Raw genomic sequence first — 14,844 nt, 5'->3', positions numbered from 1 at the left:
GTACGGCAGACGACGTCGTCTGCCGGTCGGGATGCCGGGTGGGATACGGTCGTCGGGTGGCCAGCACGAAGAAGCTCTTCCGCGCGTTGACCCGCCGCGGGCCGCACAAGGTTTTGTGCGGTGACCTGGCCTTCGCCGGGTTGCCCGGCATCGTCTACACCCCGGCGAGCGGGAAGAACCTGCCGGGTGTGGCGTTCGGCCACGACTGGATCACATCCGCCGGGCGCTACCGCGGGACGCTGGAGCACCTGGCGTCGTGGGGCATCGTCGCGGCGGCGCCCGACACCGAGACGTCACTCGCGCCGTCGGTGCTGTCACTGGCATACGACCTGGGCACCGCGCTGGACATCATCGCCGGCGTGCGACTGGGCGGCGGTGACATCAGCGTGCATCCGGGCAAGCTCGGCCTCGCCGGCCACGGGTTCGGCGCGTCGGCAGCGGTGTTCGCGGCCGCCGGGATGCCGAGCAAGGTCAAGGCCGTCGTCGCCGCGTATCCCCTGGTCAGCAGCCCGCCCGCCGAGAAGCCGGCCGCGGGACTGACGGTGCCGGGGCTGATCCTCGCCGATCCGGGCGACCCCATGACGCTGCGCTCCAACGCCGTGGAGCTGGCCCGCGCCTGGAAGCCGGCCACGCTGCGGTCCACGTCGAAGACGAAAGCCGGCGGGCTGGTCGAGGGCAGACGCCTCGCGACGGCCGTCGGGCTTCCCGGGGCCGACAAGGGCACCCAGCGGATCGTGCGGGCCCTGATGACGGGCTACTTGCTGCACATGCTGGCCAGCGAGAAGGACAAGGGGCCCTACCGCGCCTTTGCCGACCCCGACGGGGCGCTGCCGAAGACGCAGATCATGGACCCCTTCGCCGACGATCCGGTGGACCTCGAGAACAAGGTGGTTGCGCTCCTCAAACCGTGATCGTGTGAGTATCTAGGGCATGCGCACGGGCATCTTCCTCAACTACGCGGGTGGGTTCCTCGAGGCGGTCGACGAGGTCGTCGAACTCGAGAAGATCGGCATCGGCATCGCGCTGGTGCCCGAGGCCTACTCCTACGACGCGATCAGCCAGCTCGGGTTCCTGGCCGCGCGCACCTCGCGCATCGAGCTCGGCACCGGCGTGGTGCCGATCTACACCCGCACCCCGGCGCTGATGGCGATGACGGCCGCCGGACTGGACTACGTCTCCGACGGCCGGTTCCGCCTCGGACTGGGCACCTCGGGACCGCAGGTGGTCGAAGGCTTCCACGGCGTGCCGTTCGACGCGCCGCTCGGACGCACCCGCGAGGTCGTCGAGATCTGCCGGCAGGTGTGGCGGCGCGAGCGCCTCACCCATGAGGGCAAGCACTATCAGGTGCCGTTGCCGCCCGACCGCGGCACCGGGTTGGGCAAGCCGCTGAAGATCATCAATCAGCCTGTCCGCGAACGTATTCCGATCACCATCGCGGCCCTCGGCCCGAAGAACGTGGAGCTGACGGCCGAGATCGCCGAGGGCTGGCAGCCGGTCTTCTTCTATCCGGAGAAAGCCGACGACGTGTGGGGTGCAGCGCTGCGCGCCGGTGCGGCCCGACGCGATCCGGAACTGGGCCCGCTCGACGTGATGGTCAGCGCGAGCCTGGCGATCGGCGATGCCGTCGAGGATCGATTGGCTTGGGCGAAACCACAATTGGCGCTCTACATCGGCGGGATGGGCGCCCGCGGCCGCAATTTCTACCACAACCTCGCGACGCGCTACGGCTTCGGCGAGGTGGCCGATCACATCCAGGATCTCTACCTGGCCGGCAAGAAGGCCGAGGCGATCGACGCGGTGCCCGACGACCTGGTGCGCAAGGTGTCACTGGTGGGGCCGCGCGGCTTCGTCGCCGAGCGAGTGGCGGCGTTCGCCGAGGCCGGCGTCACGACACTGCTGGTACATCCGTTGACCGGTGACCGACGCGAGTCCGTCGCCTTCGTGGAGGAATTGCAGTCGCTGCTATGACCGAGCTGACCGACGACGTGATCGCGTTTCTGTCCCACGGCACGCGAACGGCGAAGCTGGGATACGTCGCCGCCGACGGCCGGCCGCTCGTCGCCCCGGTGTGGTTCGTGGTCGACGACGGGCAGCTCGTCTTCAACACCGGCAAGGACACCGCCAAGGGCCGCGCGCTGGCGCGCGATCCGCGGGTGGTGCTGTGCTGCGACGACGACCGGCCCCCGTTCTCCTTCGTCCAGGTGCAGGGCACCGCGACGACGAGCGAGGATGTCGACGAGGTGCGTGCCTTCGCCACCCGCATCGGCGGGCGGTACATGGGAGCCGAGCGCGCCGAGGAGTTCGGCCGACGCAACGGCGTGCCGGGTGAACTGCTGGTCCGCGTCACCCCGACGAAGGTTCTCAAGGCGTTCGACCTGGCGAACTGATCACGCCTGGATCCCGCCGGTGAGGATCGCGGCGAGTTCGCGGTAGGCCGCCGCGTCGTCGAGTCCGGCCTGGTCGCGGACCGCGCGCTGTTGGATGCGCACCATCATCGTCGCGACGAGCTCCCCAGCGAACGCGGCGTGCACATCCCGGAATTCGCCGGCTGCCACCCCCGCCGCGATCAGCTCCTGCACCCGCCGCGCCGCGATGCGGGTGTTCCGCTCGTAGATGTCGCGCGCCGGGGCGAAGGCGTCCAGATCGGCCATGAATTGATCTGACGCCGGATCGAGTGCCTCGCCCACCGCGTGCAGATAGGCGGTGACACGCTCGCGAGCTCCGTCGGCGGTGGCGACACGTTCTTCCACGGATTCGGTCGCCGTGCGGAAGAAGTGCTTCGTGGCGGCTGTGACCAGCTGTTCCTTGCTGGCGGCCAGCGTGTAGAGGGTCGATTTCGAGCAGCGCAATCGTGCGGCGATGTCGTCGAGCGTCAGATGTGCGAAGCCCTCGGCCAGCAACAGCGAGACCAGGGCATCGAAGAGCTCGGAGCGCCGCGCAGTGGCGAATGTCGGCGTGCTCATCGAGCCGATAGTACTGCACTTGGTCCTGTAGTACTGTCTGACGTATGCCAGTGGATCGGCTGCTGCCCACCGACGAGGCCCGCGACCTCATCGATCTCGCGTGCACGATCGCGGACAAAGTGCTGGACCCCGTCGTCGACCAGCACGAGAAGGACGAGAGCTACCCCGACGGCGTGTTCGCCACGCTCGGGGAGGCGGGGTTGCTCAGCCTCCCGTATCCCGAGGAATGGGGCGGCGGCGGTCAGCCCTACGAGGTCTACCTGCAGGTGCTCGAGGAACTCGCTGCGCGATGGGCGGCCGTCGCAGTCGCCGTGAGCGTGCACGGCCTCTCCTGCCATCCGCTGATGACCTTCGGCACCGACGAGCAGCGTTCGCGCTGGCTGCCCGACATGCTGGGCGGGTCGACGATCGGCGCCTACAGCCTCTCCGAACCCCAGGCGGGCTCGGACGCGGCCGCGCTCACCTGCCGGGCGACCGCCGCGGACGGCGGCTACCGCATCACCGGCGAGAAGGCGTGGATCACCCACGGCGGAGTCGCCGACTTCTACATGCTGTTCGCCCGCACCGGCGAAGGCTCACAAGGCATCTCGTGCTTCCTGGTGCCGGGCGACCTCGACGGCCTGACCTTCGGCAGGCCCGAGGAGAAGATGGGCCTGCATGCCGTGCCCACCACCGCCGCCCACTACGAAGGCGCATTTCTCGACGCTGATCGGCGGATCGGCGCCGAGGGTCAGGGTCTGCAGATCGCGTTCAGCGCGCTCGATGCCGGACGGCTCGGCATCGCGGCCGTCGCCGTCGGGCTGGCGCAGGCGGCACTCGATGCGGCGGTCGCCTACAGCCAGGAGCGAACGACGTTCGGCCGCAAGATCATCGACCATCAGGGGCTGGCGTTCGTGTTGGCCGACATGGCCGCCGCGGTCGACTCGGCGCGGGCCACCTACCTCGACGCGGCCCGACGCCGCGACGCCGGGCTGACCTACTCGCGGCAGGCGTCGGTCGCGAAGCTGATCGCCACCGACGCCGCGATGAAAGTCACCACCGATGCCGTGCAGGTGCTCGGCGGCGCGGGCTACACCCGTGACTACCGGGTCGAGCGGTTCATGCGCGAGGCGAAGATCACGCAGATCTTCGAGGGCACCAACCAGATTCAACGCCTGGTGATCAGCCGCCACCTGGCCCGGTAGCCGGCGGCGGGCCGACCTGCGGCACCTCGTCGGCGGCGATGTCACAGGGTGTGCGCTCATCGGCCGGCGGTGGGGGCGGCAGTGCTTCGGCAGGCGGCGGCGGGGGCGTGGGCGCCGGTGGCGTGGCAGCCTCGAGTTCTGGCTCCTCCGCGCCCGGCTCGGCCTCGGGTTCCTCTGCCGGCTCGTCGTCCGGCTCGTCGTCCGTTTCCTCGTCTTCGGGTTCGTCCTCTGCTTCGCCGTCCTCGGAGTCGTCCCCCACTTCCTCGTCGTCGGGGTCGGGCGGCTCAGGTGGGTCGATGTCGACCGGCGGGTCGATCGCACCACCCACGGCCTCTCCTCCGGTACCACCGCCCAGCAATCCACTCAGGGCGTCGGCGAACCGTTGTCCCACAGCCGGTATCGCCCCTCCGGCGCCACCGCCGCCGAGATCCGACAGCGGCGCCGCCGGCGGTACGAGCGGCGGCGCAGCGGCCGGCAGCGGGGTCGCAGGCGGCGGGTCAGGCGGCAGCGGGGTCGCAGGCGGCGGGGCGGGCGACGGAACGGGTGCTGTCCATGCCGCGGGCGCCGTTGCTGCGGGAGCCGCAACGGCAGGCGCCGGCACAGCGGGTGGGGCCGGCGGCGCCGGCGCGATCGGCATGGTGGATGGAGTCGGACCGAGCGCGCCGGGGATCTCGAACACCGCCGGCGTGCGGCCGCCGATCTCGGCGGTGGCAGCACGGTAGGCCTCCGCCACGCTCGCGCCGGTGGACTGCACGGCGGTCAGCCATTCCGCGCCGATCCTGTTCTGCACGAACGGTTTCACCGAGGTGTCCACCAGTTCGGCCGCCGCGACGCGATCACCCACCCCCGAGGTGACCGTGGTGGCGGCCGTCAACCATTGCTCGCGAGCCGCACCGACTTCGGACTCGATGGCGACGGTCGTCTCGACCTTGGCATCCACCGCGCGCCACAACTGCTCGACGGTGCGGCGCAGAGTCGCGGCCGCGCCGGCGAGGGCCTCGGCGACGGACGCCGACGCCACGCCGTGGCGGTGCAGGAACTGCCGCGCCGCCTGCGCGCCTGAGCCGTACCAGGCGCCCGACACCACCCCGGCCTGATCTTCCTGGATGGCCAGCGCCTCCCGCGTCGCGCGCACCGCGGCATCGAGGGCTGCACAATCACGCTGCAGCACAACCAGATCCATGCCGTACTCGGTGCCGTACCAGTCACGCATCTGCCCCGGATGCAACGTCAGATCGGGGTCGGTGAAACCCATCTGATGAGCCGACCACACATACTCCGACATCGCCTCCACCGCCGGGCGGCCCTGCGCCAACCGGCCGGGCACGTCGGACGTGTCGGCCACTACCCCACCCGCTCGGCGACACGCTCGTCGGCGTCGACATACCGGTCGACCGAGACGTCGAGGGCCGTCGCGATCTCACCGGCCGCGCGGGACCACTCCGACACCGAACTCGTCAGGCTCCGCAGCGCGGCCTGCAGCGCTTCACCGTGGGCGACGTACGCCCGTCCGGCCGTCGAGGCACCGAAGGCCATCTGGCACAGATGGTCTCGCACCGATCGATCGACCATCTCGGCGGCCCGCTCGTACTCCCGCGCGGCCGCGCGCAGCGCGGCGACGTCGACACCTGTGCTCCCCATACTTCATTTCGACGCACGGGAAGACGCAGCGGTTCCCTGCCCTCAGGACTCGGCACTGACCGACTGCGCGACCCGCGCCGCGAGCTGGCGTGCGGTGTCCTCGTCGGCGGCTTCCACCATCACCCGCACCACCTGCTCGGTTCCGGAGGGACGCACCAGGATTCGGCCGGTGTCACCCAGCTGCGCCTCGACCTCGGCGACGGTGTCACGCACCGAGGGGGCATCGGCGACCGTCGCCTTGTCGGCCACGGCGACATTGATCAACACCTGCGGCAGCGTCTGCATCGGCGCCGCGAGGTCGGCCAGGGAGCGGCCGGTCTGCGCCATCCGGGCCATCAGCAGGAGCCCGGTCACGATGCCGTCGCCGGTGGTGCCGAACGCCGGCAGCACGACGTGGCCGGACTGTTCCCCGCCCAGTGCGTACGCTCCGGCGCGCAGTTCCTCGAGGACATAGCGGTCCCCCACCCCGGTGGTGCGGACCTCGATTCCGGCCTCCCGCATGGCCAGGTGCAATCCCATGTTGCTCATGACCGTGGTGACCAGCGTGTTGCGCGTCAGCTCGGCGGAGTCCCGCATGGCCAGCGCAAGCACGACCATGATGGCGTCCCCGTCGATGATGCGCCCGTGCGCGTCGACGGCCAGGCAGCGATCCGCGTCGCCGTCGTGGGCCAGGCCGAGATCCGCCCCGTAGGACACGACGGCCGAGCGCAGCGAATCCATGTGGGTGGAGCCGCAGCCGTCGTTGATGTTCAACCCGTCGGGATCGGCGTTGATCGGGATCACGTTGGCCCCCGCGGCCCGGTAGGCCAGCGGAGCCGCGGCCGAGGCCGCCCCGTGTGCACAGTCCACGACGACGGTCAGCCCGTCGAGTCGTGCGCGCGCGGCCGTTTCGACGTGAGTGATGTAGCGCTCCAGCGCATCCTCGGCGTCGATCACGCGGCCCACCCCGGAGCCGGTCGGTCGCTCGCCGGGACCCTGGCGCACCAGCTCCTCGATGCGGTCCTCGGTGTCGTCATCGAGCTTGTGCCCACCGGGGCCGAAGATCTTGATGCCGTTGTCGGGCATCGGATTGTGGGAGGCGGAGATCATCACGCCGAACTCGGCGTCATAGGCAGCGGTCAGGAAGGCCACCGCCGGGGTGGGCAGCACACCGACGCGCAGCGCGTCCACGCCCTCGCTGGTCACGCCCGCGATCACCGCCGCCTCGAGCATCTCGCCGCTGGCCCGGGGATCGCGCCCCACGACGGCCAACCGCCGCCCCGCGGAATGGGACCTGGTCAACCGGCGCGCCGCCGCCGCGCCCAGTGCCAGCGCCAGCTCGGCGGTCAGGTCCTGGTTGGCGACGCCGCGCACTCCGTCGGTGCCGAACAGTCGAGCCATGGTGACAACCTCTCACACGATTCTGCGAGCACCCTAATGCCCCGCGGACGCTCACACGGCAAAGACAGGCGCCCGGCCGCTCCGAAGAGCAACCGGGCGCCTGCGAGCGGACTGATCAGCGCTTGCTGTACTGAGGCGCCTTGCGGGCCTTCTTCAGACCGTACTTCTTGCGCTCGATGGCGCGCGGGTCACGCGTGAGGAAGCCGGCACGCTTGAGCGCGGGACGATCCTCGGGCTGGACCAGGATGAGCGCCCTGGCGATGGCCAGGCGCAGCGCGCCGGCCTGACCCGACGGGCCGCCACCGTCGAGGTGGGCGTAGACGTCGAACTGCTCCAGCCGGTCGACGGTCACCAGCGGCGCCTTGATGAGCTGCTGGTGCACCTTGTTCGGGAAGTAGTTCTCCAGCGTGCGGCCGTCCAGATGGAACTGGCCGGTGCCGGGCACCAGGCGGACGCGGACGACGGCCTCCTTGCGGCGGCCGACGGTCTGGATCGGACGGTCGATGATCACGGGCTCACGCGGCGCCTCTTGCGCCTCGGTCATGACGTCCGCTTCGACGCTCTCGGTCGTGTACTCGGGTTCGGTCACTGGGCCACCTGCTTGATCTCGAACGGAATCGGCTGCTGCGCGGCGTGCGGATGGTTCGGGCCGGCGTACACCTTCAGCTTCTTCTGCACCTGACGGCTGAGCTTGGTGTGAGGCAGCATGCCGACGATCGCGTTCTCCACGACCCGGGTCGGGTGCTTGAGCAGCAGTTCGCCGATGGAGCGCTTGCGCAGACCGCCGGGATAACCCGAGTGGCGGTAGGCGAACTTCTTGGTCAGTTTGTCGCCGCTGATGGCGACCTTGTCGGCGTTGATGACGATGACGAAGTCACCGCCGTCGACATTCGGCGTGAACGTCGGCTTGTGCTTGCCGCGCAGCAGCTTGGCTGCTTCGACGGCGAGCCGGCCGAGGACCACGTCGGTGGCGTCGATGACGTACCACGAACGCGTGGTGTCACCCGCCTTCGGCGTGTACGTGGGCACAGCGCTACCTCTGTTTCTTCTCGGGTGGATCCCGGGGTTCCGGGTGCCGGTCAGGCGTACGCTCTCGTTGCCTCGGCGACCGACGGAGACCCGAGGTTCCGGCAAGCGCAGCGCACGCCAACGACGCAGCTTACCCGCGGCCGTCGTCGCAGGTCAAAACGGTCAGGACAGGGTGTCCTCGGCCGCGGCGACCATCGCGAACTCCTCGTCGGGAGAGTTCGACACCAGCCGCTTCCGGCTGTAGACCGCGAAGTACAGCATGAACAGGGCGACCACGCCCAGGCAGCACAGCGCGGCGACGACGTTGACCAGGAACGTGGCGATCACCGCGAGCGAGGCGATGACCAGTGCGAAACCCGTCGTGACCGTGCCCCCGGGCGTCCGGTAGGGACGGGCCATGTCGGGTTCGCGCCGCCGCAGCACGATGTGGCTGACCATCATCAGCACGTAGCTCAGCGCGGCCCCGAACACCGCCATGTTGAGCAGGAGATCGCCCTGCCCGGTCAGCGACAGCGCGAAACCGATGAGCCCGGGCACGATCAGCGCCAACGTCGGCGCCTTGCGCCGGTTGGTCACCGACAGTGCGGTCGGCAGGTAGCCGGCCCGCGACAGCGCGAACAGCTGCCGCGAGTACGCGTAGATGATCGAGAAGAAGCTCGCGATCAGACCGGCGAGGCCGATGTAGTTCACGACTGTGGCCGCGGTCGTGCTGCCGAGAGCCTCGACCAGCGGGTTGCCCGATTGCGACATCGCCTCGGCGCCCCCGACGCCGGGAACCAGTACCAGCACGGTCACGCAGGTGACCAGCAGCACGCCCATCGCCGCGATGATCCCGCGCGGCACGTTGCGCTCCGGCCGGGTCGCCTCCTCGGCCGCCAGCGGCACACCTTCGATGGCCAGGAAGAACCAGATCGCGAACGGCAGCGCCGCCCAGACGCCGAGGTAGCCGAACGGCAACACCGACGACGCTCCGGCGGCGTCGGTGACCGCGATGTCGGTGAGGTTGGCGGCATCGAAGCGCCCCACGGCCGCGATCGCGAACACCACCAGACCGACCAGCGCCACGGCCGTGATCACGAACATCACCTTCAGGGCTTCGCCCACCCCGGCCAGATGGATACCGATGAAGATGGCGTAGACCGCCAGGTAGACCCACCAGCCGTTGCTGATCCCGAACAGGTTCAGCGATTCCACGTAGGCGCCGATGAACGTGGCGATGGCGGCGGGGGCGATCGAGTACTCGATGAGAATGGCGGTGCCGGTGGCGAACCCGCCCCACGGTCCGAGTGCGCGGCGGGCGAACGTGTAGCCGCCGCCTGCGGCGGGCAGCGCCGACGACAGTTCCGCCATACCGAGCACCAGGGCCAGGTACATCGCGGCGATGATCACCGCCGCGATCGCCAGGCCACCGAAGCCGCCCTGGGCGAGTCCGAAGTTCCAGCCGGAGTAGTCCCCCGAGACGACGTAGCCGACACCGAGACCGGCGAGCAGCAGCCATCCCGCGCTCCCGGTCTTCAGCTGCCGTTGGGCCAGATAATCCTCGGATTGCTCGGACATGGGTGCGCTCCCCGCCTCGGTCTCTGAGTCTCCGCTGTGAGATTGCTCAAAACCGTCTGCGGCTAAACCCCCCGACGAGATCAGCGGTAGTCGATGACCACCCGGCCGTCGATGCGCCCCTGCTCCATCCGCGCGAAGACGTCGTTGATCTCGTCCAGCGTGGCGGTGTGCACGGTCGGGTGGATGAGGCCGCGGGCGAAGAAGTCGATGGCCTCGACCATGTCCTGGCGCGTTCCGACGATCGATCCGCGGATGGTGAGGCCCTTGAGCACGATGTCGAAGATCGACGCGGGAAAGTCCCCGGGCGGCAATCCGACGAACACGATCGTGCCGCCGCGGCGCGCCAACCCGATGGCCTGACCGAACGCCTCCGGGTGCACGGCGGTGACCAGAACACCGTGTGCTCCTCCGGTGGCCTTCTGCACCTCGGCGACGACGTCGGCGGTGCGGGCGTTGACGGCGACCTCCGCGCCGAGCCGGGTGGCCAGTTCGAGCTTGGCATCGTCGACGTCGATCGCGACGACACGCAGACCCATCGCGATCGCGTACTGCACGGCCACGTGGCCGAGCCCGCCGATGCCCGAGATCGCCACCCACTGTCCGGGCCGGGTGTCGGTCACCTTCAGCCCCTTGTAGACGGTGACGCCCGCGCACAGGATCGGCGCCACCTCGATCGGATCGACTCCGTCGGGGATGCGTGCCGCGTACGCGGCGTTGACGAGCATGTAGGACCCGAAGCTGCCGTTGACGGTGTAGCCGCCGTTGCGTTGGTGCTCGCACAGCGTCTCCCAGCCTGTGCGGCAGTACTCGCATCGGCCGCATGCCGACCACAGCCACGCGTTGCCGACCTTGTCCCCGACCTCGAGGTCGTCCACTCCGTTCCCGACGGCCACGACGGTGCCGTAGCCCTCGTGCCCGGGAACGAACGGCGGGGTCGGCTTCACCGGCCAATCACCGTGTGCGGCATGCAGATCGGTGTGGCACACCCCGGAGGTCTCGAGCTTGACCAGGGCCTCGCCGTCGTCTGGCTTGGGCAGGTCGAGCTCGTCGATCGTCAGCGGCGAACCCAGCTGGTGGACAACGGCGGCACGCATCGTGTTCTCGGTCATGCCTTCATCCCACGGGAGGAAAGCACTGTGCGACAGGGGACTTTGGCCCTCACCCGAGCGCCGTCCGGCCCCCCTCGACCGCGACCCCGCGCGAGGTGTCCTTGAGGTCGACGCCCGAACGCCCCAACGCCACCGCGCCGTCGACCAGGCCGGCCGCGATACGTGCGGCCTCGACGTAGCCCAGTCCGCCCGGCGGGTGGATGTTGGAGATGCAATTGCGTTCGGCGTCAGTGCGTCCCAGACGCGGCAGGTGCGTCAGGTAGATGCCCAGGCTGTCCACCACACTCAGGCCGGGGCGCTCCCCGATGACGACCAGTACCGTCCGGACGCCGGCCGCGACGGCGATGTGGTCGCCGAGCGCCACCCGGGCTTGGGTCGCGATGACCGGCGGTGCCAGCGTGTGGCGTGGCGCGAGCGCAGTGACCAGCGCGCCGAGCAGCGCTGGGCCGTGCAGAGTCAACGCGGTGGGTGAGAGGCCGTCGGCGAGAACGATGCCGATGTCGGCGCCGGTGCGCCGCACGTGCGACACGTCGGCGGGCAGGCGGCCGAGGTCCGGCCGGCGCAGGTACTCGGCGCGGGAGCTGGCGCGGCTCGACACCACCGCGGGCTCTCCGATACCGACGGCACGCACCTGGGCTGCGACCGCGTCCACGTCCAGCGGATGGTGCACGGCATCGCGGGCCGCGGCATGCGCCGCAGCGAGTTGGAGGACCTCGCGGCTGGGCATGGCGTCACCCGCGCGTCCCAAGCCGATCCGGGCCTGGGTCGTGGCGCGTAGCTCATCCCAGAATGCCTGAGCGGCAACCGAATTCATGAGGCCTCCGCGGCGGCCAGGGCGCGCAGCGGCGACCGGGTGACGTCGAGCGGCAGGACCCGGCCCGCGTCGTCCATCATGCCCACCGACTGCAACCAGTGCTCGAACTCCGGCGCCGGCCGCAGCCCCAGCGTGCGTCGGGTCACCAGGACGTCGTGGAACGACAGGCTCTGGTAGCCGAGCATCACGTCATCGGCGCCCGGCACGGTGATGACGAAAGCCACCCCGGCCGCGGCGAGCAGCATGAGGAGCGTGTCCATGTCGTTCTGGTCGGCCTCGGCGTGATTGGTGTAGCAGACGTCGACACCCATCGGGAGCCCGAGCAGCTTGCCGCAGAAGTGGTCTTCCAGACCGGCACGCACGATCTGCTTGCCGTCGTAGAGGTACTCCGGACCGATGAACCCCACCACGGTGTTGACCAGCAGCGGTTGCAGATCCCGCGCCACCGCGTAGGCCCGCGCCTCCAGAGTCTGCTGGTCGACGGGCCGGCCACCGGTGCCCAGATGGGTACCGGAGCTCAACGCCGAACCCTGTCCGGTCTCGAGGTACATCACGTTGTCGCCGACGGTGCCGCGCCCGAGTGAGCGGGCCGCCTCGTTGCCTTCGCGCAGCACCGCGAGGTCGACACCGAATGCGGTGTTCGCGCCCTCGGTGCCCGCGATGGACTGGAACACCAGGTCGACGGGCACACCCTGCTCGATCAGACCGATCGTCGTGGTGACGTGCGAGAGCACGCACGACTGCACCGGGATGTCGTAGCGGGCGCGGATCGCGTCGAGCAGGTGGAGCAGGTCGGCGGTGGCGTGGGGCGAGTCGGTCGCCGGGTTGATGCCGATGACGGCGTCGCCACAGCCCATCAGCAGCCCGTCCAGGACCGCGGCGGCGATGCCGCGCGGATCGTCGGTCGGATGGTTGGGCTGCAGCCGGGTGGCCAGCGTGCCGGCGCCGCCGACGGTGGTGCGGAACGCGGAACTGACCTCGGTCGCAGCGGCGACCGCGATCAGATCCTGGTTCCGCATGATCTTGCTGACCGCCGCCACCATCTCGGGGGTGAGCCCGGGCGAGATCGCCGCGATCCGCGCCGCACCGTCGTCACGCGCCGCGGCGTCGAGCAGCCAGTCCCGCAGGCCGCCCACGGTGAGGTGGGAGATCGCCGAAAAAGCCTGTCGCTCATGGCTGTCGATGATCAGCCGGGTGACCTCATCGGTGTCGTAGGGTACGACGAGTTCGGTGAGGAACACGTCCAGCGAGAGATCGGCCAACGCCCAGGCCGCTGCGGCACGCTCGGCGTCGCTTCCGGCGGCACACCCGGCCAGCTGATCGCCCGACCGCAGCGGGGTCGCTTTGGCCAGCAGGTCGACCAGACCGTCGAAGCTGTAGGTCGTTCCCGAAACCTGTTGGTGGAATTTCACGTCAGTCGGCCTTCGGCCGGGTCGAACATCGCACTCTGCGGCATGACGTTTACCTCTATCCGTCTCGTGTTTCGGGAGCTTTAAAGGTCGGTTATCCGACCATAAAAGATAGCCGGAAAAACCCCGGCACGGATTTCTCCGCGCCGGGGTCTGACCTACCGGCGGATGCCGGTCTAGAAGAAGCCGAGCGCCTTATCGCTGTAGCTGACCAGCAAGTTCTTGGTCTGCTGGTAGTGGTCGAGCATCATCTTGTGGTTCTCGCGGCCGATGCCGGACTGCTTGTAGCCGCCGAACGCAGCATGCGCCGGGTACTGGTGGTAGCAGTTCGTCCAGACGCGGCCCGCCTTGATGTCGCGGCCGGCGCGGTAGGCGGTGTTGCCGTCGCGGCTCCACACCCCGGCACCCAGGCCGTACAGCGTGTCGTTGGCGATGCTGATCGCCTCGTCGTAATCGTTGAACGAGGTGACGGCGACGACGGGCCCGAAGATCTCCTCCTGGAACAGCCGCATCTTGTTGTGGCCGGTGAAGATCGTCGGCGCCACGTAGTAGCCGCCGTTGAGATCGCCACCGAGCTGTGCGCGCTCACCGCCGGTGACCAGCTGCGCGCCCTCGCTCTTGCCGATCTCGATGTACGACAGGATCTTCTCGAGCTGATCATTGGACGCCTGCGCGCCGATCATCGTCTCGGTGTCGAGCGGATCTCCCTGGCGCACGGCCTTCGTACGGATCGCGGCCAGCGCCAGGAACTCGTCGTAGATGTCGGCCTGGATCAGCGAACGCGACGGGCAGGTGCACACCTCGCCCTGGTTGAGGGCGAACATCGTGAAGCCCTCGAGCGCCTTGTCCTGATAGTTGTCGGCCGCGGCCATCACGTCGTTGAAGAAGATGTTCGGGCTCTTGCCGCCGAGCTCGAGCGTGACGGGGATCAGGTTCTGCGAGGCGTACTGCATGATCAGCCGGCCCGTGGTGGTCTCGCCGGTGAACGCGATCTTGGAGATCCGGTTGCTCGACGCCAGCGGCTTACCGGCCTCGACGCCGAACCCATTGACGATGTTGACCACACCGGCGGGCAGCAGGTCGCCGATGACCTCGAACAGGTAGAGGATCGACGCCGGAGTCTGCTCGGCGGGCTTGAGCACCACCGCGTTGCCCGCCGCCAGGGCCGGGGCGAGCTTCCAGGTGGCCATCAGGATCGGGAAGTTCCACGGGATGATCTGGCCGACGACGCCGAGCGGCTCGTGGAAGTGGTAGGCGACGGTGTCGTCGTCCACCTCCGAGAGCGAACCCTCCTGCGCGCGAATGCATCCGGCGAAGTACCGGAAGTGGTCGACGGCCAGCGGGATGTCGGCGTTGAGCGTCTCGCGGATCGGCTTGCCGTTGTCCCACGACTCGGCCAGCGCGATCGACTCGAGGTTCTCCTCGATGCGGTCGGCGATCTTGTTCAGGATCACCGCGCGCTCGGCGGCCGAGGTCTTGCCCCATGCGGGGGCGGCGGCGTGCGCGGCGTCGAGGGCGGCCTCGATGTCCGATTCGTCCGAGCGCGGCACCTCGGTGAACGCCTCACCGGTGACCGGCGTGGGGTTCTCGAAGTAGCGACCCGCCTTCGGCGGCACCCACTGGCCGCCGATGAAGTTCTCGTAGCGGGGTTTGAACGACATCAGCGAGCCGTCGGTCCCCGGTCGGGCGTACACAGTCATGGTGGTAACTCCTGCTCGTGTGGTGTGCGTCACTGGACCTGACCGCAACCTACGCGCA

At 69.3% G+C, this 14,844-nt stretch carries 15 protein-coding genes; 4 read left to right on the top strand and 11 right to left on the bottom strand.

Features of this window, described 5'->3' with window-relative positions; all coding sequences use genetic code 11:
• Positions 1-56: 56 nt before the first annotated feature.
• From ACXYX3_RS05535 to ACXYX3_RS05525, 3 genes are read left to right on the top strand one after another with little or no spacing between them, the layout of a single operon-like run.
• A complete protein-coding gene (locus tag ACXYX3_RS05535) occupies positions 57-911 on the top strand; it encodes a dienelactone hydrolase family protein (RefSeq protein WP_458610521.1) in 855 nt (284 codons plus the stop codon).
• A 19-nt stretch (positions 912-930) separates the two neighbouring features.
• Positions 931-1,968, top strand: a complete 1,038-nt coding sequence (locus tag ACXYX3_RS05530) for an LLM class F420-dependent oxidoreductase (protein WP_241203132.1) — start codon at positions 931-933, stop codon at positions 1,966-1,968.
• Positions 1,965-2,387 carry a PPOX class F420-dependent oxidoreductase gene (locus ACXYX3_RS05525; protein WP_241203133.1) on the top strand — a complete coding sequence of 141 codons (423 nt, stop codon included), beginning with the start codon at positions 1,965-1,967 and terminating at the stop codon, positions 2,385-2,387. The genes ACXYX3_RS05530 and ACXYX3_RS05525 overlap by 4 nt, the downstream gene beginning before the upstream one ends.
• Here ACXYX3_RS05525 and ACXYX3_RS05520 read toward each other — a convergent pair whose 3' ends face one another.
• Positions 2,388-2,963, bottom strand: a complete 576-nt coding sequence (locus ACXYX3_RS05520; RefSeq protein ID WP_458610518.1) for a TetR/AcrR family transcriptional regulator — start codon at positions 2,961-2,963, stop codon at positions 2,388-2,390.
• A 44-nt stretch (positions 2,964-3,007) separates the two neighbouring features.
• On the opposite strand from ACXYX3_RS05520, the gene ACXYX3_RS05515 reads away from it, so the two are divergent.
• Positions 3,008-4,147, top strand: a complete 1,140-nt coding sequence (locus ACXYX3_RS05515; protein WP_458610516.1) for an acyl-CoA dehydrogenase family protein — start codon at positions 3,008-3,010, stop codon at positions 4,145-4,147.
• On the opposite strand, the gene ACXYX3_RS05510 is transcribed toward ACXYX3_RS05515, so the two are convergent.
• The 10 genes from ACXYX3_RS05510 to adh form a co-directional block, all read right to left on the bottom strand.
• Positions 4,125-5,492: a hypothetical protein gene (locus tag ACXYX3_RS05510; RefSeq protein ID WP_458610514.1), complete on the bottom strand. Its 1,368-nt coding sequence runs from the start codon at positions 5,490-5,492 to the stop codon at positions 4,125-4,127. The two genes, ACXYX3_RS05515 and ACXYX3_RS05510, sit on opposite strands and share 23 nt — an antisense overlap.
• The gene (locus ACXYX3_RS05505; RefSeq protein WP_458610512.1) at positions 5,492-5,788 is read right to left on the bottom strand and encodes a type VII secretion target; all 297 of its coding nucleotides are present in this window, start codon (positions 5,786-5,788) and stop codon (positions 5,492-5,494) included. The genes ACXYX3_RS05510 and ACXYX3_RS05505 overlap by 1 nt, the downstream gene beginning before the upstream one ends.
• A gap of 42 nt (positions 5,789-5,830) precedes the next feature.
• Complete coding sequence (gene glmM / locus ACXYX3_RS05500; RefSeq protein WP_458610510.1) at positions 5,831-7,168, bottom strand: phosphoglucosamine mutase; 1,338 nt, start codon at positions 7,166-7,168, stop codon at positions 5,831-5,833.
• 115 nt (positions 7,169-7,283) lie between these two features.
• The gene (gene rpsI, locus ACXYX3_RS05495) at positions 7,284-7,712 is read right to left on the bottom strand and encodes a 30S ribosomal protein S9 (RefSeq protein ID WP_458611985.1); all 429 of its coding nucleotides are present in this window, start codon (positions 7,710-7,712) and stop codon (positions 7,284-7,286) included.
• Positions 7,713-7,753: 41 nt separating this feature from the next.
• The gene (gene rplM / locus ACXYX3_RS05490; RefSeq protein WP_458610509.1) at positions 7,754-8,197 is read right to left on the bottom strand and encodes a 50S ribosomal protein L13; all 444 of its coding nucleotides are present in this window, start codon (positions 8,195-8,197) and stop codon (positions 7,754-7,756) included.
• Positions 8,198-8,359: 162 nt separating this feature from the next.
• The gene (eat, locus tag ACXYX3_RS05485; protein ID WP_458610507.1) at positions 8,360-9,754 is read right to left on the bottom strand and encodes an ethanolamine permease; all 1,395 of its coding nucleotides are present in this window, start codon (positions 9,752-9,754) and stop codon (positions 8,360-8,362) included.
• An 80-nt stretch (positions 9,755-9,834) separates the two neighbouring features.
• Complete coding sequence (gene adhP / locus ACXYX3_RS05480) at positions 9,835-10,863, bottom strand: alcohol dehydrogenase AdhP (protein ID WP_458610505.1); 1,029 nt, start codon at positions 10,861-10,863, stop codon at positions 9,835-9,837.
• A 49-nt stretch (positions 10,864-10,912) separates the two neighbouring features.
• Positions 10,913-11,677 carry an ethanolamine ammonia-lyase subunit EutC gene (gene eutC / locus ACXYX3_RS05475; protein WP_458610503.1) on the bottom strand — a complete coding sequence of 255 codons (765 nt, stop codon included), beginning with the start codon at positions 11,675-11,677 and terminating at the stop codon, positions 10,913-10,915.
• Positions 11,674-13,089, bottom strand: a complete 1,416-nt coding sequence (locus ACXYX3_RS05470) for an ethanolamine ammonia-lyase subunit EutB (RefSeq protein ID WP_458610501.1) — start codon at positions 13,087-13,089, stop codon at positions 11,674-11,676. Before ACXYX3_RS05470 ends, eutC begins: the two co-directional genes overlap by 4 nt.
• A gap of 173 nt (positions 13,090-13,262) precedes the next feature.
• Positions 13,263-14,786 carry an aldehyde dehydrogenase gene (adh, locus tag ACXYX3_RS05465; protein WP_241203143.1) on the bottom strand — a complete coding sequence of 508 codons (1,524 nt, stop codon included), beginning with the start codon at positions 14,784-14,786 and terminating at the stop codon, positions 13,263-13,265.
• Positions 14,787-14,844: the final 58 nt, after the last annotated feature.

It is taken from the genome of Mycobacterium sp. Panama NTM2 (assembly GCF_054355555.1).
Note: the sequence above shows the minus strand (reverse complement) of the source record. Positions and strands in the feature narration are given on the sequence as shown.

Bases quoted from the DNA above. Each gene is read 5' to 3' on its own strand.
- ACXYX3_RS05505 (WP_458610512.1), bottom strand. From the start codon at position 5,788: ATGGGGAGCACAGGTGTCGACGTCGCCGCGCTGCGCGCGGCCGCGCGG.
- ACXYX3_RS05520 (WP_458610518.1), bottom strand. From the start codon at position 2,963: ATGAGCACGCCGACATTCGCCACTGCGCGGCGCTCCGAGCTCTTCGAT.
- rpsI (WP_458611985.1), bottom strand. From the start codon at position 7,712: ATGACCGAGGCGCAAGAGGCGCCGCGTGAGCCCGTGATCATCGACCGT.
- adhP (WP_458610505.1), bottom strand. From the start codon at position 10,863: ATGACCGAGAACACGATGCGTGCCGCCGTTGTCCACCAGCTGGGTTCG.
- glmM (WP_458610510.1), bottom strand. From the start codon at position 7,168: ATGGCTCGACTGTTCGGCACCGACGGAGTGCGCGGCGTCGCCAACCAG.
- ACXYX3_RS05515 (WP_458610516.1), top strand. From the start codon at position 3,008: ATGCCAGTGGATCGGCTGCTGCCCACCGACGAGGCCCGCGACCTCATC.
- eutC (WP_458610503.1), bottom strand. From the start codon at position 11,677: ATGAATTCGGTTGCCGCTCAGGCATTCTGGGATGAGCTACGCGCCACG.
- ACXYX3_RS05530 (WP_241203132.1), top strand. From the start codon at position 931: ATGCGCACGGGCATCTTCCTCAACTACGCGGGTGGGTTCCTCGAGGCG.
- ACXYX3_RS05525 (WP_241203133.1), top strand. From the start codon at position 1,965: ATGACCGAGCTGACCGACGACGTGATCGCGTTTCTGTCCCACGGCACG.
- adh (WP_241203143.1), bottom strand. From the start codon at position 14,786: ATGACTGTGTACGCCCGACCGGGGACCGACGGCTCGCTGATGTCGTTC.
- eat (WP_458610507.1), bottom strand. From the start codon at position 9,754: ATGTCCGAGCAATCCGAGGATTATCTGGCCCAACGGCAGCTGAAGACC.